Annotated in this window: 10 protein-coding genes and 1 tRNA gene; 3 read left to right on the top strand and 8 right to left on the bottom strand. The window is 32.2% G+C overall.

Annotated features, from left to right (window positions below; all coding sequences use genetic code 11):
* Window position 1 precedes the first annotated feature (1 nt).
* From EYW44_RS14390 to EYW44_RS14375, 4 genes are read right to left on the bottom strand one after another with little or no spacing between them, the layout of a single operon-like run.
* A complete protein-coding gene (locus EYW44_RS14390) occupies window positions 2-1,366 on the bottom strand; it encodes a PKD domain-containing protein (protein ID WP_132724373.1) in 1,365 nt (454 codons plus the stop codon).
* Between the two features lie 6 nt (window positions 1,367-1,372).
* The gene (locus EYW44_RS14385; protein ID WP_132724372.1) at window positions 1,373-6,415 is read right to left on the bottom strand and encodes a T9SS type A sorting domain-containing protein; all 5,043 of its coding nucleotides are present in this window, start codon (window positions 6,413-6,415) and stop codon (window positions 1,373-1,375) included.
* 3 nt (window positions 6,416-6,418) lie between these two features.
* Complete coding sequence (locus EYW44_RS14380; RefSeq protein ID WP_132724371.1) at window positions 6,419-8,512, bottom strand: hypothetical protein; 2,094 nt, start codon at window positions 8,510-8,512, stop codon at window positions 6,419-6,421.
* Between the two features lie 23 nt (window positions 8,513-8,535).
* Entirely contained in the window at window positions 8,536-13,290 is a 4,755-nt protein-coding gene (locus EYW44_RS14375) for a hypothetical protein (RefSeq protein WP_132724370.1), read from the bottom strand.
* Window positions 13,291-13,850: 560 nt separating this feature from the next.
* Here EYW44_RS14375 and EYW44_RS22715 point away from each other — a divergent pair.
* The 3 genes from EYW44_RS22715 (at window position 13,851) to EYW44_RS14365 (ending at window position 14,950) form a co-directional block, all read left to right on the top strand.
* Entirely contained in the window at window positions 13,851-13,982 is a 132-nt protein-coding gene (locus EYW44_RS22715; RefSeq protein WP_256369378.1) for a hypothetical protein, read from the top strand.
* A 120-nt stretch (window positions 13,983-14,102) separates the two neighbouring features.
* A complete protein-coding gene (locus EYW44_RS14370) occupies window positions 14,103-14,354 on the top strand; it encodes a hypothetical protein (RefSeq protein ID WP_132724369.1) in 252 nt (83 codons plus the stop codon).
* Between the two features lie 92 nt (window positions 14,355-14,446).
* Window positions 14,447-14,950 carry a Dps family protein gene (locus EYW44_RS14365; protein ID WP_132724368.1) on the top strand — a complete coding sequence of 168 codons (504 nt, stop codon included), beginning with the start codon at window positions 14,447-14,449 and terminating at the stop codon, window positions 14,948-14,950.
* Between the two features lie 561 nt (window positions 14,951-15,511).
* On the opposite strand, the gene infB is transcribed toward EYW44_RS14365, so the two are convergent.
* The 4 genes from infB to EYW44_RS14345 form a co-directional block, all read right to left on the bottom strand.
* On the bottom strand, window positions 15,512-18,448 hold the full coding sequence (infB, locus tag EYW44_RS14360; protein ID WP_132724367.1) for a translation initiation factor IF-2: 2,937 nt from the start codon (window positions 18,446-18,448) through the stop codon (window positions 15,512-15,514).
* A 97-nt stretch (window positions 18,449-18,545) separates the two neighbouring features.
* Window positions 18,546-19,802, bottom strand: coding sequence for a transcription termination factor NusA (gene nusA / locus EYW44_RS14355; RefSeq protein WP_132724366.1), 1,257 nt, complete (start codon window positions 19,800-19,802; stop codon window positions 18,546-18,548).
* A gap of 10 nt (window positions 19,803-19,812) precedes the next feature.
* Entirely contained in the window at window positions 19,813-20,274 is a 462-nt protein-coding gene (gene rimP / locus EYW44_RS14350) for a ribosome assembly cofactor RimP (RefSeq protein ID WP_132724365.1), read from the bottom strand.
* A 287-nt stretch (window positions 20,275-20,561) separates the two neighbouring features.
* Window positions 20,562-20,632, bottom strand: a tRNA-Gln gene (locus EYW44_RS14345).
* Window positions 20,633-20,936 lie beyond the last annotated feature (304 nt).

The following is a 20,936-nucleotide window of genomic DNA, read 5'->3' as shown; positions in this document are numbered from 1 at the left end:
GTTACGGCAATTTTTGAATTTTAATGTCGCAAATAATATATGAGCTGTTGCCATTTGCTATGAATTCCTTGATTTTTATAGCTCCTTTTCGTCCGTCTGCTGTTTGAAAAAGTATAATTCTAGGAACAATATCATTGTTAAAATGAAGCAATCCTTCTGTGGTTTCTGTGATATTTAGAGCTTGTAAAGGTTGATCGTTAACCATTGCATCAAATTGGGCTTCTGTAAAGCTTACTCCACAATTGCAATTTTCTATTGAGTTAATGAATTTTGTATGTATAGCATTAGGAATGGCTGTAAAACCATTCGTTGTTACTTCATCAGGACTTACAAACTTGTTAAAATTGAAACGATCATTTAATCCGAAAAAAGCAATGTCTATTTTACTTCCGTTTTCGTTAGTTACTTCATTTGCTGATAACGTTTTTCTTAATTCACTTGAAAAGAATGCTCCAACCGAATTCGTATTATGCGCTATGTTTATTCCTAACTGAACTTCTTCAAACGTTCGAAGGTTAGTGTCTGGTAAAATTGTAATGCTTTTTGTTGTACGTTTCGTTTGTTTATCGTTTGATGCTTCTAATGTTATTGCATAAGTCCCAGCATTTTGAAATAACACCTTTGGATTTTCTTCTGAACTAGTTGCAGGGTCTCCTCCTTCAAAAGTCCATGCATAAGAAGTTGCACTAATCGTTTTATTTTCTAAAGTAATGTTAGCTGGTGCTTGAGTATCGTCATCAAATCCATCAAAAGTCCAATCAAAATCTACCTCTAATTCTGGTAATACTTCTATTGTTACTTCTTTTTCAAAAGATTCAAATCCGTTCGATACTTTTACATGAATACGATAGGTTCCTTCTCCTTCAAAAACTACATTTTCTGGATTTCTATCAGAAGATGTTACTGGCATTCCTTCTTCAAAAGACCATGAATAACTTAAATTTTCTCCAATAGTTTTATTCTCTATTTGAATTGTTACTGGTGAAAAATTATTCTCTATAATTTCTACTGAAAAATCAATATCTATTGCTTCTAATATGGTTACATTCTTTTCAAATGTATCTTCTTCACCATCGGCATTAGAAGCTTTTAATGTTATTTTATAAGTACCTGGTGTAGTATATACAATAGTAGCTGGATTTTTATCTGAAGATGTTGATGTATTGGCTCCTTCAAAAGTCCATTCATAAGTTTCTGCTCCTTCTGTTTTGTTGGCTATTTTTATACCTACTGGTACTGATTGATCTCCGTTTACATACGTTACTTCAAATAACGAATTGACTGTAATTACTGTTTCTTCATAACAAGAAGTAATTCCTACAAACAACATCAATAAAATAATGCTTAATTTAAAATACTGTTTCATCTTGTTTTAGTTTACAATCATTCTTTTAACTCTTGTCTGTTTTGCTGTTTCTAGTACAACAACATACATTCCTGATGACATATAAACATTGAACTGAGACTCATGCTCATCTAATATCTCAGACACATTCAATCGATCTATTAACTCTCCTTGCATTGTAAATATTCGGATAGAAATTTCGCTAGGTTCGGCTAGTTTTACATAAGTAGAAAATACTCCAGGATTTGGATTTGGCGATATTGTAAATGATTCAATAAATGGTCTATCAGCATTATTTCCATCTACCAATTCATTTGCTTCTTCTATTACAATCGTTTTATAAATTTCCTGAGAACACTCTCCTTGCTTAGATCTTAGACCTATTTCATAACTATCTGCTGTTTCAAATTTTACTACAATTGAATTTGCTCTAGTTTCTATGATTGTTACATTGTCTGGTAATATCCATTCAAAAAATTCTGGTGAATGATCACTTCCATTAAAAATCACAACCTCTTCATTTACATATGCTTGAGAAGACATTAATAAGTCAGCATCAATATTGGCATTGTTATATGAAATTTCTATCGTATCAGAAGCTATACAACCATCAACAGAAGTTGCTGTTACTGTATATATTCCTTGTTTTGTAACGGTTACTTCAGCCTCAGAAGCTGCAAAACCATTATCCGAAGTCCACACATAAGTAGCACCTGAATCGTTTATACTACCATTTAACACAAAAGACTGGCTATTACATAAGGTTTTATCTTCTCCTAGGTCAATTGTTATCTCTTCTGGATGTTCTAATGTAAATTCAACAAATGCTTTACAGCCTTTTGCATCTTCTAATGTAAATACATAACTACCTTCTGTTAAGTTTGAAATTGTTGTAGAAGTTTCGCCTGTATTCCAAGAGTAAGTGTACGGTGAAACTCCTCCTGAAATTTGCAATGCTATCTCTCCGTCATTTCCTTTAAAACAAGTCGGATTTTTCTTAACTAATGGTTCTATTCTTAATCCGCCTGGAGGAGCTAATGTTATATTTCCTGTTGCCTGACAACCTCTGGCATCTGTTACAAATACTACGTAATTAGTTGCTATTAAATTGGTAGCTGTTGTCGTGGTATCTCCATTAGACCATTGAATTTCATAAGGTGCTATTCCTCCAGATATTTCTACTGTAGCAGTACCATTATTACCCGATTCACATGATATTTCTGTAGCTGTTAACTTTACTGTTAAAAGTTCAGGCTCTTCAAAAGTGAACAATTCATCTATAGCTCGTATTAAATTAAGACTATCATATGTTCCAATAACAACACCTCTACTGTCTTCTACATTCAAGGCATAATTTCCGTCAGAAATATTTGATAAAATTTCATTATCAACTCCTAAATCTTCATAAACTCCAGCATCATTTTGCTTTTTCCAAATGTATTTATAAGGGTTTCCTGTACTAAAAGGTAAACCTCCTGTAACTACTACTTTTAAAGCCCCATCTGAAAAAGGATTACTAAATGTATTATCTTGATTACATGAAATTGGTGTTTCAATACTAATTGTAGCCTCTATTGGGTCGTATAAAATAAACTCTTCATCAATATGTGTGCAACCTTCTTTTGTCGTTGCAATATTATAGTTAGCATCTTCAATAGTTAAATAGTATGCTCCCTTAGGTACATTATTTAATATAATTTCGAATTTATTATTGATAAACTGCGAACTGGTTTGGGCATTTAATAAATTCCCTGAAGCATCTTGCCAATAATAAGTATAAGTTCCTAAATTTGTAGGTGTTCCTCCTTCAATAATAGCTTTTATCCAACCATCAGAAGCGTCTTTTGTTGATGGTGTAGCAAACTCAGAAAATGTAATACTTAATGCTTGCTTAGGTTCTTCAATTGGTACTTCTATTTCAACAATACAATCTCTACTATCGGTAATTTTTAATTTATAAGTTCCTTTTGATAAACCTTCTATTTTAGAAGTATTTTCACCATGTTCCCATTCAAAAGTATATGGTGCAGTTCCTCCTTTAGGAAAAGCTTCAATCCAACCATCACTTCCTCCTATACAATAAGCATCTTGTTTTTTAATATCAACCTCTAATAAAGTTGGTTCTTTAATTTCTTGAGTAATATCTTTCTCTATTACTAAAATGTTATTCTGATACTCACCCAAAACAATTCCATTAGCATCTTTTATATTTACAGCATAATTTCCTTCTCCTAATCCAGATGCAATATTGGTTGTGTAAGAAGTTAATTCTGTCCACACTCCTGGACTTGTTTCTTTTTTCCAAGTATAGAAATAAGGCAATCCTCCATTTTGACTTGGTTGCAATCTGATTCCTCCTCTAGCAACTACTTCCAACTCTCCATCAGAAAATGGATCGCCATAAATGTTATTCCCATTACAAGATATTTCTTTGTTTATTTTTATTGATGCTTGTAAAGGTTCTGGATCATTTAAGAAATACTCACTTTCAATAATGGTACAATTAGGTTTGTCTATTGCCAACGGATAATTTTTATCCTGAATCGTTAACTTATAAGTATCTTCTCCTAAATCATTCAGTGTAATTACATTTGCTGACACTGTTGCTTGACTGACTAAATCATTTCCTAAACTGTTTTGCCAAAGAAACGTATACTCTCCTGAATCTAATGGAGTTCCTCCAGTAATTGTAGCTTCTAACCATCCATTTGTTGCTCCTGCAAAAGTTGGTTCAAAAAATCGATATGCTATTTTAAGAGGTTCTTTAGGTTCTTCTATTTGAATTGTTTCTTGTCCATTACATCCTTTTTCGTCAGTTACCATAATTGTGTAACTACCAGCTACTAAATTTGAAATATCTTCAGTTGTTTCATTGGTACTCCAAAGAATTGTGTAAGCACCTGTTCCTCCTTTGATTGTTACATCAATAGCGCCATCAGTTCCTTTATTACAAAAAACATCTTGCTTTGTATATTCTATTTTTAATAAATCTGGTGGTGTTAAATTATAAGTTGCATCATTAGAAGTATCTAAAATATTACTAATGTAAGTTCCAACTATAATTCCATTTTTATCTTTAATATTTACGGCATACTCTCCTTCTTCTCTGCCACTTAAAACATCTCCATTTTCTCCAGAAATAATTTGATATACTCCCGCCGCATCTTTTTTCTTCCAAGTGTATTCGTACTTATATTTTCCATCTATTAAAGGATCAAAAGGTATACCTCCATCAGCAATTGCCGTTAATTCACCATCGTCAACTGTATCTCCAAAAGTATTTGCAGGATTACATGAAATCGGATTTGTTTTTTGAATACTTACAGATAGTTTATCTGGTTCTATTAATGTTGTATTGGCACTTGCAACACAACCTTCTGTATTAATCGCTCCGCTAAAGTTTCCATCCGTCACTATTAATGAATAGGTACCATCAATTCCATTTTCTAAGGTTAAAAACCAACCTTCTTCTCCTGATACAAATTCTTCTTTAACATCTGACCAAGTAGTTATAATTCCATCTTTCTCATGTGTCCAAATGTAATTATACTGACCTCCATGCAATGGAGTTCCTCCTGTAATGTGCGCTACGATTTGTCCGTCTGAAAAACCAAATCCACTAGGATTAATAGTTCCTCCACTTGTTAAGGATACATTTAATGCTTTTTCTGGCTCTTTTACTTCTATTGATCTTTCTAATAAAGGATTCACTCCTATTACATTTCCACTAGCATCTCTTGTCACTTCTTTAGCTTCACAGCCATTCGCATCTCTTACTCTAATTTTATATGTTCCCTTTTTTAAGTTTTCTACAACTTCTGCTACTTGATACGAAGGCGATCCTCCTCTATTTACAAAGGTTTTCCAATCGCTTGCTGCTATTGGTGAAGTATCTGTTTCTTCTTTAAATGTATATTGAAACACTCCACTTCTTCCTCCTTTTGCAGATATTTTTATAGTTCCATCACTTCCTCCATGACAAAAAACATCTGTATTATCCAACCAAAATTCAACTGGCTCTGGACGAGTAACTGTAACCGTCCTTCTATGATTGATTGATTCTGTATAAGTATTTGCCCCCCTGTAAAAACCTGAGACTGCCAAAGGATACACACCTGGAGCTAAATCTTTAATTTCAATCCAATTACCAGCACTAAAATCACTCGCAGTAAGATTTGCATAATCGCTTGTTCTAAAATTCGGATTTGAACTTGTAATACTCAACACTTCTCCTGGTGACAAACTTCTATCAAACCTTAATCTTATCTTTCCATCTGTAGCCGTGTAACATGTTGTGGGCTCACTGGTACTATCAATAAACCTTGGTGCATCTCTGAAAAAGCGAAAACTAATACTATTGGAGACAGGCACAGGTGAATTTCTTCTACAACGAGTATTTACTCTTATGTAAACTAATCTCCCATGATCTCTCTCAGGATCTAAGAAATCTTCTCCTTTAACTTCTAAAAAATTTCTGTCCTGAGTATAAGCTGGTAATGGAGTATAGGTTCCAAATGGACTAAATGAATACTCCCAATGAAAATCTAGTCTACTACCTCCATTTATAGCTGGTATTCTTAAATAATCTTTAGATCCAAAATTAAATAGTCCTGGCGGTCTTCTTAATTTTATTACGGGTACAATCTTAATATCTGCATATCCACCAACACTAAGCCAACCATTAAACTCTAACCTTCTATTGTTACATCTTTTATAACTTCTTCTCATGTTATACTCACCAGTAGACCTGTCAGACCTACAATCACCAAATCTCTTATACCTTCTATTGGTATGAAATCTAATCGTTCGTATTTTATTAGAGTCATAAAATTTTACTTTAGGAGTCACTAATGCTCTGTTTTCATAAATACCAGGATCAAAATACCTATCAACTCTTCCATCTTCATATACTAACTCTATCCATTGTAAACCTCTTTGGCTTCCACAACTTCTTCCTCCATCTTGTACATATCCTGAAATACTTAATTCAAAATATGCTTCTTGACCATGTATCAATCCTGTTATTGATAACAATACGACCGTAAAAAATATTTGTATATACTTTTTCATCTTCTAAAATTTTACTTCAATGGTTTTTACTTTTGTGAAATCGCCATTTAACAACGATGCTCTAACATGATAGATGTAAGTTTCATTCGGACTTACCTCTGTGTCTATTACCTTTTTTATAGCACCTGGTAAAACACGCCAAGTACTCGGTTTTTCTTCTTTTAATTGCTTGTATAAAGTGTATTCAGAAATCTCTTTTTCATCTGCTCTCCAAAAAATTTCAATTTGGTTGGTTTCTCTATTCACAACGTAATTCAAGCCTTTAACACCTGTTAAAACTTCCAATGATTGTGCTTGTATTGTTAAAGGTGAAGATGGTTTTGATGATAATCCAGATCTGTCAATTGCTTTAATACGATACCTGTAAGTATGATTCCCCTTTAATTGTGTATCTTCAAATTGTTGAATTGTATCTTTTGTAGTTAACACTGTTTTCCACTCTGAATTCTCAGTTAAGTTTTTTCGTGATAATACATGAGTTACTTCTCCTTCTTCTGAAGAACGTATCCATTTTAATTGAATCTTTCCTTCTTGTACATCATAGTCTGAAAAAACAGGAGCTGTAGGAGGAATTACGTCAGGTTTTTCTAACACTAAAACAACCGACTTTTCTGAGTGATTGAATCTTTTATCTACAGCAACAACTTGATAATAAACTTTTGAGTTTAAACTCTCTATTTCAACTGAATCTGTGAAAGAGTTATTCGCAAAAGGAGTCTCTGTTATTTGAGAAGGTTCTTCTTCTTTGGTAAAACCTCTAAAAATTCTATACCCTAATAAATCACTTTCTTCATTTTGTTTCCAAGTTACACGCACTACTCCTAAACTATCTATCTTTCCTTGTAAGTTAATTGGAGCATCAGGAGGTATGGTATCTACTGGTTGAATTAAGGTTGAGAAAGAACTTTTTTGTTGTTTCGGATTTTTACCTACAGCTTTTATCTTCACATAATTTGAAGAAGCCAATTGAGATACAATTAATCTTCGATTCGTTACTCCAATACTGTCCTTTTCTACCTTGTAAGGTCCTTCATCTTTAGGCGCAATTAATAATTGAAACTTTTGAATAATTGCTTCTCCTTTTTTAGGAAAATCCCAAAAAATTTCTGCTTCATTAGCCTTCTTCGTTAACTTTACATCTATTATTCTTGGAGTGTATGGTAAAATAGGACTACCTTTTCCTGAAATCACTTTTGAATAATCACTCTTTTCTCCAAAAGAAGTAATTCCGTTTACACGATAATAATAGGTTTTATCATTACTAGCCAAAGAGTCTATGTAAAAGATTCTCTTTGCAGGTGCATTTGGCTTATCATTTAAGTTTACAATTGGTTCTTTACTTAGAGGCTTAAAGTTTACACCGTCTTCTGAACGTTCTAAATTATAAGAAGTAAATATCTTTTTAAACAAAGCATACTCCCAAGTTAACACTACGTTTTTATCTCCAAAAACTCCTCGTAAATCAATGGGTTTTGGTAATGGTTCATACTCTTTTGTTGAAGCAATAGTAGCTGTACCTTTTATAAACTTTCCTCCAGATAACGTATTCCCTTTTATCTTATATACATATTTTTCATTCTGTTTTACCTCTGTATCTTCATATCCCCAACCTGCTTTTTTTGCTATCTCAAAATTGGCATCTGCAGTTAATAATGAAAATGAAAAACGCTGTGTAATTTCATTCGATAAATTATAAATATCTGCTAGTTGTGTACTTTTTCCACCACTCACATAAAAACTTTCTCCAAAAATAGCTTGAGCTATTACCGCAGCATCGTCATTATTATTTACTAACTCTTCCCAAGTTTCTAACGGATCTGCTTTTATTGTTTTTTCCCATACCTTTTCTAGTGTTTGTAAACGCTTTCCATCTCTGGCTAACACATATTTTTCTAAAACAAATCCCGATGCATTTGTGGTTTTCCAAGCACTTGGAGTATTTGCTGCCCAACGCAACAAAACTCTATCTTTTTGTACTCTTGAAATAATTTGTATGCTTTCCTCTGGCGTTTGTACTTGACCAAACATATGACCACTCCATAAAAGCAGTAGTAAAACAACCAAATACTTTTTGGCTTTTATATATAAACTTTTCATAAATTCTAGGGGTGTAAATGTTATTATCTAAACTTATTTGGATTTTTAAATTGGAAAATTGCTTCTGAACCTTTTTTCCCTCCAGGTAAATTGTAAATCAGTTTTGTTTTATAAAATCCATATCTCATAAAAACATAATCTTCATCTAAAAAGTTCAATACAGGATCATTTGCTTGTATAAAACCATCTATGTGTGCATTTACTAATTGCTCATGAATATCTACCCAATCTGATTTATATGCTAAACCTAAATTATATCTGTAAGGAAACATGGTTTCTAATTCATGCTTATTCACATCATATTCTAAATTTGTTAAATAGCTTTCTACTATTGGTAATGCATATTTTGGAGGTGTTCCTAATTCACTATCATTTCTGTTGGTAAAGCGATAGCCAGCCATCGGATATTTTGAATACAACGGCGGATTCATATCTTTTTTATAATAATCATCTTCTAAAGTTGCCTCAATAGTTACTAATGGTTTGTAATCTGTGTACACCACTCCTTTTAAATCTACTAAATCAAAAGGTTCGTGTTTTTTAATTGAGTTATTTAAATAAATGACATCTGAATAAATAGGAAACCATTTATAATCACTTACCTTCATTGCATTTACCTTTCTTTTAAAAGTTTTATACTCTGAAGTAGTAAAATCATAGGCTAAACGCTCTATAGATCCACTTTCTTTAGAAAGATTAGCTGCTTTTATTTGTTGAATTTCTACGGAGTTTCCTTCTGAATTATTTAAATCTACTCTTTCATAATCATCATCATTTGAATTACTTGATGTATTTCCTGCATTTTTAGGTTCACTAACAATACTTATATGATATTTAGTTTGCTGAGAAATGTTAGGTAAGTCATAACTAATGATATTATCTGCTGTATGATAATTGAAGGTGCTCTTACCAATTAATTTTGTATCATCATAATACACTATATTACTTTTCCATTGTGTATTATCAAATAAATAATCCTGACCTCTTTTTAGTTGAATATACCCTTGCTTATACTCGTCTTCTAAAAAGTATTTTTGATCTAATACTGGATATGCATATGTGATATTATGTAACGGAATATTAGTTGGAGCTTTACCTGTTGTAAAAGTTCTTTCTTCTACTTCAACTGCAGGTTTACCATCAACCATAATGGTTCTGAAAATTCCATTAATTTTTTCTTTAAAAGTAACTTCTACTTGTACAGTTATAGGCTCATTTGGAGGTAAAATATCCGTAGATACAAAATTTGCTCTGTCCTTATGTCTTGACCATTCTATAACACCCGGAATTTCTTTTCCTTTATGAAATACCTTGTACTTTTCTAAAATGATTTTATATGTTTTATCACCATCATCTTCAGGAATTACAATTGGCTCTCCTACTTTCATGCTGAAACTTGCTTGAGGAATGGCAAATACATCTATATCTTTGGACTCATTTTTAGGAGTAACATCTGATATAATTTTCAATCCGCCCAGCGGTGCTCCAGTATCAAACACACACTCTTCCCCTAAACTCATTTTAAATCGGAAACCTCCTTTTACCAAGCCTCCTAGTACACTAAATTCTCCTGCTAAATAACCTCGCATCCAAATAGGGTTTGGTGCTTTTGCTTGTAATAAAACTGCTGCTGCTCCTTTTATAATTGATATTTTCTTTTTTATGAAGAATAGCTTAATGCGTAGTCCTAATTCTCCTTGCATGGCTGCATATGCTTGTCCGTTTGCATACCAACCATTAATACCAACTTGTTTTCCTGTATTAGAACATTTTGCTTCTCCATAGTTTCTCAACATAATATCGAAACCTGCTTCAGCTCTAAAACTTGCATAAAAAATTAAGAATCTTAAATCTCCAGTATCAATAGATAGATTCGTACCAAATGCGAATCCTCCTCCACTAGCAAGTGCGTTTTCATCGCGCATATAATCTAATTCTTTCCTATCTACTCTTATAATTTCTGCTACTAAAGGCGGCGGCGGTGGAGAAGGTAAAAGTTTTGAACCTGTCATAAAATAACCACCTGTTTTTACTCTTATAGATCCTACCCCTATTTGTAATCCTAAACGATCTTCTGGCGTACCTACGTAGATATACCATTCTTTAGGTGCAAAATGTAATACTGCCCAACCAGCTCTTCCGCCAGGTCCAACACCTTTTACAAAACCTCCTGCTACATTTACAAAAGAATCTAACTCTCCATGTAATACTTTGTTTTCAAAATCGTACGTAATAGACACTTTAGCACTAATTGCCATTTTATCTGTTGGCGATTGCGGGAAATCTCCTGAAGCTTTGTCTAGTAAATTTTTCCCTACCCAAGAATTAGATACATTTTCGTCTGTTACTCCTAAAAACTTTGTTCGAGCTGTGGTGTTCTCTTTTAGTTTAGACATCAATCCGCTTACTTTATCCATTCCTGGAATTTTTACATCCATAAACGTTGCTTGACCATAAAAACCTAAAAAATTAACTCCTCCACTTCTATTAAAAACAATTTCAAATCCTGCACCTCCTTTTATAATTTCTTTTTTAATGGCATTAAACATTACCATGGCTTTTACACCTAAACCTACATTTCTATCGGGAGTATATCCTATTCCAGATGGAGAAAAAGAAGAACTAAAATCTGTTCTTCGCATTCGGTATGATGCTCCTCCAGAAAAACCTTCTAAGTTTATCAAACCAGTTCCGGTACCTGGTGGCAAATTATCAACCATTGCTTCAAATTGCCAATACCTAAAATCTGTCTTTCCAAAAACTCCTTTTGCTGCTACTTTTATTCCTTTTCCAGATTTAAACTCTGCTTTTAAGCTGGCGGCAAAACCATCTCCATACTCAGGATCGTTATTCATTAACTTTAAACTTCCTTCCATAGAGAAGCCTCCCATATCGGCTTTTAAGTATATCGCCTCTAACTTCAGTTCTTTAAACTTCCATTTTTGTTTGTGATCTTTTTCCTCAAAAGCACCTATAATGGCTAAACTTGTATTGGCTGCAAAACCATTGTTTTCTCCCATTAAGTTAACGCCAATATCAAAATATAAGTTGGCATTTGTTTCATTAGCTGTAATTCCGATTTTAGAGATGGATACAGGAAAATTCCCTAGTAAACTTTGACCTTTATATCCCATATAGTCTACTGAAAAAACGCTGCCTTCTGTTTTTAAAACTAAGTTTTGAAATTCTATTCCTTTAAACTCAACTAATTTTTTCTTTCCAGATGCATCTACAATTTCCTCTCCTTCGTTTTCTAAATTTTCCTTTTGACTAGCACTTACTGCCAATCTTCCATGCAATACTGCTTTAGGTTTAAACTCACCATCCTTCACTTTTAACTCAATAGCACTATTCGGTAAAAGTTCTCCTTTCGCTTTCCATAAATTAAAATCTATGACTGAATCATTACTAACTGTCAATGAATATTCTTCGTCAGAAATTAATCCTTTATAATTTAAACCTACTCTTCTGTCATTTTTAGAAACTGGTAATTGTATTTTTCCATTAAAAGACGCTTTCTTTAATTTATTAGCATCTAAAGTTATTTCTATCCTATCTAGTGAATATGCCCAAGCTTTTTTCTTATTGGTTCTTCCTTTATCTATAGTGAAGATATTCTCTCCGTAAAAAGATCCTGATACTCCATAATTATCTAACAATAAATGATGAGCACCAAATGCTATTCTTTTATCTTGAGAAATGGTTTCTGAAGTTTTAAACTCTTTAGGTAGTCTAACTTCTATAGTATTAATATAAACTCCTCTCCAAGTTTCCTCCGCTGGAAGTAGTAATCCTTTTTCTTGATAGCTCTGTGGAAAAACAACTTTTGAATCATTTCTTAAATCACTAAAATCTAATACTGCATTATTTACATGGAATTGAAAATTTCCTTCATAGTTTTTCTGATTTCTTTTCTTTGCTAATACAAAAGGTTGTAGATTAATCCCTACCAATAAATCATTCCAATCAGAAGCCACTATTTTAAAACCTCCTTTTACTCGATATGGAACTTGAATAGATTGTGTTCCATTCTCTGTAATTATTTGCTTAGCAATCTGAGTTTTGGTTTCATTTACTTTTCCATTCGATTCTACTGGTAAAATTAAGCTTCTAGAAAACTCTACTTCTCCTTCAATTGCCAATTCTTTTACTCCATCACATGTGATCGTTACATAGGTTTTATTTTCAGTTTTTCCTGATTTATAATCAAAACCTCCATTAAGCGTTAGCATCCATTTTCCTGAATTTAATGGAATGTGCATATCTCCTAACAGAACTAAATTAGCTTCCCCTATAATTCCTCCCTGATGTGATAACTTCACATTGTTTGCACCGAAAAATAGCTCAATTGGTATACCATTTTGATTGGTTTGTGGTAAACGCACTCTAGCAAAAACAGTTAATTCTGTATGATCTTTGTAAATATCTGCATGCGTAATTCCAATAGCGTATTGAATGTTCCCGTTTGTGTATTTTACACCTACAGGTAACTCTTGAATGTCTTCATTAGAAAAAGAATCTACCCAAGATTCATGTTCTTCTATTACTTTAAAAGAACTAGATGCTTTATCTCTATCATCGATAATTTCAGTGCTAGTCGGATACCATTGTTCTATATTATCCCATGTAAAGTTCTGTGAAATGTCTTTATGTATATTGACATTGTATCGTGAATTGAATCTACTTTTAAATTCAGACAAAGAGTCTTTTGGGAACTTTTCAGTTCCATAAGAAAGTAGACTTATAAATAAAAAGGCAAACAGAAATCTTGTTTTCATAAAACCTAGTTGATTAATTAGTGTACAATATTACAGTACATTCACTCCTATTTAATCCGCTAACCTATATGTGATACCTTTTAATCTATTTTCGTAAATACTTTCTAAATATTAAAAAACAGTTTTTTGTAAATAGCATGTACTATCAAATTTCAATGTTGACTAGAATAATTGCCAATACTATATATATAAACAATGTTGCGATACCTAATTTGATAATTATATTTTTTGCTGAACTATACTTCTGCTTAAAAGGCTTAGCTCTTCTTCTTCTTGTCTTTAAATACTTATTAATTTTCATGATATGTGTTTTATTTGTTTCATTATAAACTACACAAAAAAACATAACCAATTGACTTTTACAATTTTAATCTTAGCTCTTTTCATAAAAAAGTAAAACTTAAAAACCTATTTACTAAATGAGTTAAGCTTAAAATGTATTGAGCTAAACCAAAGCCTATACATCTAGTAATTTTGTAGTGTATTTATTTAATAATACAATCAATGATGTAAAGTAGTATGCATCTTTAAAGAAAATACTTTTAATTAAAACTTATATTATGAACAAAACAATATTAATAGGTACACTATTCGGAATCGGAACTTTATTTTCTCAACAAGATGCTTTAAAATCTGATTTCATTAAAACCACAGAAATTGAAAAAATTAAAGTCTTTGAAAACAACAAATGAACTTCTAAAAAGCAAAAAATTATTACATTAAGAGAACAAGATGTAAAATTTGATGAAAAAGATCGCTACAAATTAAATCAAGATCGAATTGATACTGCTACTGAAGTAGTAAAAATTGTAATGACTGATAATGATAGAGATAAAAATTATGATGAAGCATATATAGTTTCTTACAAGTTAGGAAAAGACAATTCATTACAAGGTATTTATCACAACGAACCAAAAATTTTATCTTACGAAGTTTCAACACTAGTCACTCCTAAAGAATTTACTGGTAAAGTAATGTTAAATGATGATAGAAATTTTATCATTTCTACTGTAGATGAAGAAAACCTTGAGTCTGAGTTATTAATAATGACTGAAATATTCTAATTTTTTTATTAACTCTCTAAATAGAGATTGAATTATACAAACTCAACACAGTTTGTTCAACATAACATTAATATAAAATTAAAATACTAAACATGAATTATTTAACTAGAAATAAAGAAGAAAACTTAACAATAGCAAAAGAATTAAATCAATTATTAGCCGATTATCATGTCTATTATCAAAAATTAAGAAATTTCCACTGGAATATCGTAGGAGAAAATTTCTTTGATTTACATGATCAATTTGAAGACATGTATAAAGATGCAAGAGTAAAGATTGATGAAATTGCAGAACGAATACTTACGCTACAATTCCACCCAGTAAGTAGATATAGTAGATATTTAAAGATTGCTTCCATTTCGGAAACTTCTCCTTTTCAAACTGACAGAGATATGATATTTATTCTGTTAGATGATCATAAGAAATTACTATACCAAATGAACTTAATTATAGATAAAGCCGGAAAGGTAAAAGATGAAGGTACAATAGATTTAATTGGTGGATATATTAAAGATTTAGAAAAGAAAAGTTGGATGTTAAATGCTTGGACTAAAGCTAAAGTACAACAACTGAAAGCAGATATAGTACTATCATAAAATTTAGATAGCAACAATTAAAAATGGATGAAAATAGAAGTATTAGTAATTACAACTATTTCTATTTTAAGTACTAAAAATGATTTTGTAATGTCCCCCAATTACGTGTGGGTGTTATCCATTTTTAAATGCTAGCATCCATTTAATCAGAAAGCCTGTTAATGTTTATTAACAGGCTTTTATCTTATATTATTTTATAAAAATCTTACTTCAGTTTCTTTTTAACAACAACTTCAATGTAAGCTTCTATAACATCATCGTTAAACACTTTAAAGAAGCTAATTCTCCATAATACACTACAACTATTTAACAATAATAAGGATATTAAATTTCACCAATTAAAAACATATAATATGTAAACTTACTTATAGATAAAATAGACTCAACTAAATTGGTCTCTATATTAAAAACATGGACAATCAATTGTAATATCAACAACTGTTTTACATATTAAAAACTTGTTAAATCACTAAATATATTCAAACGTTAATCTTTTAACTTAAAAAGCCTGTTAATATTTATTATTAACAGGCTTTCATCTTATATTATTTTATAAAAATCTTACTTCAGTTTCTTTTTAACAGCAACTTCAATGTAAGCTTCTATAACATCATTCTCTTTGATATCATTGTAGTTCTTAATTTGTAAACCACAATCGTATCCTTTCTTAACTTCCTTAACATCGTCTTTGAAACGTTTCAATGAAGCTAATTCTCCATCATGAACTACAATACCTTCTCTAATGATACGGATATTAGCGTCTCTTGTAATTCTACCACTCATTACCATACAACCTGCAATGTTTCCAATCTTAGAAATCTTATAAACTTCTCTAATTTCAACATTACCAATAACCTCTTCTTTCATTTCAGGAGATAACATCCCTTCCATTGCATCTTTAAGGTCATTAATAGCATCATAGATAATTGAGTAAGTTCTAATATCAACTTCTTCTCTATCTGCTATCATTCTTGCATTTGACTGAGGTCTTACGTTAAATCCGATAATAATTGCATCAGATGCTGATGCTAATAATACATCAGATTCAGTAATTGCTCCTACTCCTTTATGAAGTATGTTAACTTGGATTTCTTCAGTAGATAACTTCTGGAAAGAATCTGTTAATGCTTCTACCGAACCATCCACATCTCCTTTTAAGATGATATTTAACTCTTTGAAGTCTCCTAATGCAATACGACGACCGATTTCGTCTAATGTTAATGTTTTCTGAGTTCTTACAGACTGCTCACGTTGTAATTGAGAACGCTTAGCCGCAATTTGTTTTGCTTCTCTTTCGTCTTCAAATACATTAAACTTATCACCTGCTTGAGGAGCACCATCTAAACCTAAAATAGATACTGGTGTTGAAGGTCCTGCCTCTTTTACTTTATTACCACGCTCATCAAACATTGCTCTTACCTTACCACTGTGCTTACCTGCTAATAAGTAATCACCAATACGTAAAGTTCCTGCTTGTACTAATATTGTTGAAACGTATCCTCTACCTTTATCTAACTGAGCTTCTACTACAGTACCAATAGCTTTCTTTTCTGGATTCGCTTTTAATTCTAATACTTCTGCTTCTAATAACACTTTTTCTAGTAACTCTTCAACTCCTTGTCCTGTTTTAGCAGAAATATCTTGAGATTGAATGTTTCCTCCCCAATCTTCTACTAATAAATTCATAGAAGAAAGTTGTGTTTTAATATTATCTGGATTCGCATTAGGCTTATCAACCTTGTTTATCGCAAAAACGATAGGTACATTGGCTGCCTGAGCGTGAGAAATTGCTTCTTTTGTTTGTGGCATTACATCATCATCCGCAGCAATTACAATAATTACTAAATCGGTAACTTGTGCACCACGAGCACGCATTGCTGTAAAGGCCTCGTGACCTGGTGTATCTAAGAAGGCTATCTTTTGACCATCTTCTAAAGTTACACTGTAAGCACCAATATGCTGTGTGATACCTCCACTTTCTCCAGCAATTACATTTGCCTTACGAACGTAGTCTAATAACGATGTTTTACCGTGATCAACGTGTCCCATTACTGTAATAATTGGAGCACGAGGTAATAAATCTTCAGGTTTATCTTCTACCTCTTCAATAGACTCTTCCACTTCTGCACCAACGAACTCTACTTTATAGTTGAATTCTTCAGCAACAATTTTAAGTGTTTCAGCATCTAAACGCTGATTCATTGTTACCATCATTCCTAACATCATACATGCAGAAATAATATCTGTAACAGGTTTATCCATCATGGTAGCTACCTCACTTACAGTAACAAACTCTGTTACTTTAAGTACTTTTTCTTGAGCTGCTTGCATTTCTGCCTCAGCTTGCTGACGGTGTTGGTCTCTTTTCTCTCTACGATACTTAGCTCCCTTACCTTTATTAGATTTCCCTTGAAGCTTTTCAAGAGTTTCTCTTACTTGTTTTTGGATTTCTGCTTCTGTAAGCTCTTCCTTCTTAACCTCTGGTCTTCTGAAGTTACCTCTTCTATTGTTACCTCTTCTGTTACCACCTTGACCGCCACGGTTATTTCCTTGACCTCCTCGGTTTCCTTGACCACCGCCACGATTTCCTTGACCGCCGCCTCTGTTATTACCTTGTCCACCACCTCTGTTTCCTTGAGTGTTGTTTCCTTGGTTATTATTTCCAGTACCAGGCTTAGAGATTCTTCTACGCTTTCTCTTGTCTGCGTCTTTATTATCTTTTGCTTCAGGTTTCTTCTTTTTAGGTCTTTCAAATTGTTTTAAATCAATTTTTTGACCTGTCATTTTAGGACCATCAAGCTTTTGATACTTCGTTTTAATTTTTTCAGCATTCTCTGGAGTAATTTCCTTTGGAGCTTGCTTTTTTTGTTGTTGAGCCACTGGTTTTGGCTCCTCCTTTTTAGGAGTTTGCTTCACCTCTTTTTTAGGCTCTTCTTTCTTTTTGTTAGAAATAGGCTGCTTAATTGTAGATATAATTTTAGGACCTCTTAATTCTACAAGAGGTTTTCTTGGTTGTGCTTTTTTCTCAACCTTGTCTTCTTTCTTTTCTTCCACAACTGGTGGTGGAGTCACAACCTTCTCTTCTTTCTTTTCTGGAGTCTTTTCTACTTTAGGCTGCTCTTCCTTTTTTACAGGTTTTGATTTATTAATATCTATTTTCCCCACAGTTTTTAACTGTAGTTTTTCTGACTTTGCCTTAAGTACCTCTTGCTTCTTAACCTCCTCAGCTCTCTTAGCCTCTTGTTCTGCTTCTAATCGTTTGCGAATTTCCTCTTTCTCTTTTCGCTTTTCTTCGCTTACCTCTTTAGATGCAACCTTCTTAGACTTATCTGTTTGAAAACCGTCTAAAAGCACTCGATATTCTGTATCAGAAATCTTAGTCGTAGGTCTTGCTTCGATTTCGTGACCATTTTTTGCCAAGTGTTCTACTGCTCGGTCTAAAGAGATATTTAATTCTCTTAAAACTCTGTTTAGTCTTAATGTTTTAGCTTCAGCCATAAATAGTTATTATACTTCTTTTATTACAAATAAGTTTGTTAAAAAACTTATTTAAACTTCGATTTAAAGGCATCGAAAAACCCTATTAATTTTATTCTTATTCCTCGAATTCTTCTCTTAAAATTCGCTGAACTTCTATAATTGTTTCTTCTTCTAAATCGGTTCTTTTTACTAGCTCAGTGATGTCTTTATCTAATACACTCTTCGCTGTATCTAAACCAATCTTCTTGAATTCTTCAATTACCCATGCTTCTATTTCATCAGAGAATTCTGTTAACTCTACATCTTCTTCTTCTAAACCTTCTCTTTGAACATCTATTTCGTAACCTGTTAATTGACTTGCTAATCTAATGTTAACACCAGATCTACCTATTGCTTTAGATACTTCTTCTGGTTTCAATAAAACATTTACTCTTCCTTTCTTACCATTTTTCTCTTCTTCAAACTTTTGAATAGTTACAGAAGTTACTTTAGCAGGACTTAATGCTCTTGCAATGAATAACTGTTCGTTTTTTGTATAGTTTATTACATCTATATTTTCGTTCCCTAATTCACGAACAATTCCGTGAATACGAGATCCTTTAACTCCGACACATGCTCCTACAGGATCAATTCTATCATCATAAGAATCTACAGCTATCTTAGCTTTATCTCCAGGAATTCTAGCTACACCTTCAATAGTAATTAAACCATCAAATACTTCTGGAATTTCCTGCTCAAATAATTTCACTAAAAATTCAGGAGCCGTTCTAGATAAAATTATAGAAGGTTTATTTCCTCTTAACTCTACCTTTTTTATAACTCCTCTAACAGCATCACCTTTTCTAAAGAAATCTGAACGAATTTGTTCTGTTTTTGGTAAAACAATCTCGTTTCCTTCATCATCTAGTAATATTACAGCATTGTGACGAATATGGTGTACTTCTGCACTGTAAATATCTCCTTCTAAATCTTTAAACTGTTTAAATACATTTGTACTATCGTGCTCATGTATTTTAGAGATTAAATTCTGACGTAACGCAAGAATAGATCTTCTTCCTAAATCTATCAACTTCACCTCTTCAGAAACATCTTCTCCGATTTCAAAATCAGGCTCTATCTTTCTTGCTTCTGATAATTCTATTTCTTCATTATCATCTTCTGACATTCCATCTGCTACTACAACTCTGTTTCTCCAAATTTCTAAATCTCCTTTATCAGGATTTATAATTATATCGAAATTATCATCAGAACCGTACTTACGCTTTAATGCCGCACGAAACACCTCTTCTAATATAGACATTAGTGTTACCCTGTCTATACTTTTATTGTCTTTAAAATCCGAAAATGACTCAATTAATGCAATGTTTTCCATTTTCCTGCTGTTAAAAAATAATCTTCACTTTTGCTTCTTTAATTTCTTCGAAAGTAACTTCTACCATTTTTTCAACGGTATGTTTCCCTTTCCCTATTGGTTTCGGCTCTCTTGCTTTCCATTTTAAAACAATACTGTCATCTTTAACTTCAGACAGTGTTCCTTCAAACTCTTGAGTTTCCGTTTTAACCTTTACTATTCTATTTAAATTCTTGTTGTATTGACGTTTTACCTTTAATGGATGAGATATATCAGGAGAGGTTACTTCAAGAGAAAAATCTTCTTCTTCTCTATCTAAGTTATGCTCAATATTCCTACTTATCCTCACACACTCACTCAGGGGAATACCTGAATCTCCGTCAACTATAACTTGAATTTTATTATTCGGCAGAAACTTTAAGTCTATCAAAAATAATGATTCATTTTCACTTAAAGCTTCTTCTAATAATTGTTTTACTCTATCTTGATTCATTTTAGATATAAAAAGAGGGGACTTTCGTCCCCTACATTCATCATTATTGAGAAATTCTGTGCAAATATAGGAACTTATTTTATACCAAACAAATGTATACAGAACATAATCCCTTTAAAACTCACTTCTTTCAGTCCATATCGCGCTCTTTTTTAACCTATTTATAAAAAACATGGTAAACATTTAACTTTTAGCTATAAGATTTGCTATTACAACTGCTATACTATGAAAAATGAGAGAAGTTTTTCTAAAAACAAAAAAGCCTCTAGAAAATCTAGAAGCTTTCGTTGGCCTACAAGGACTCGAACCTTGAATATCGGTACCAAAAACCGGTGTGTTACCATTACACCATAGGCCAATACCTTGTTTGAGACCGCAAATCTACAACATTTTTACAAATACGCAAAAAAATTAATCACTTTTAAATTAATTTCATCAAACTTTACTACAGATAAAACAATAGCCTTCTAAAAAACAAAAACTTACACCTCTACATTAAAATTACTTTTTTCTATTCTCTTCATCTTGGAAATAAAATAATGGATCAATCCCAAAAGTTGTGTGTGAATTAAAATAGAATGTTGATTTTTGTAAAAAATAGATTATTACTTGGAATTATCACTAGAGGTTTTAAAATTTATACTACCAGAGTTATTAATTAC

The organism is Tenacibaculum sp. M341, assembly GCF_004337695.1.
Classification (GTDB): domain Bacteria; phylum Bacteroidota; class Bacteroidia; order Flavobacteriales; family Flavobacteriaceae; genus Polaribacter.
This window is presented reverse-complemented; position numbering and strand designations above follow the sequence as displayed.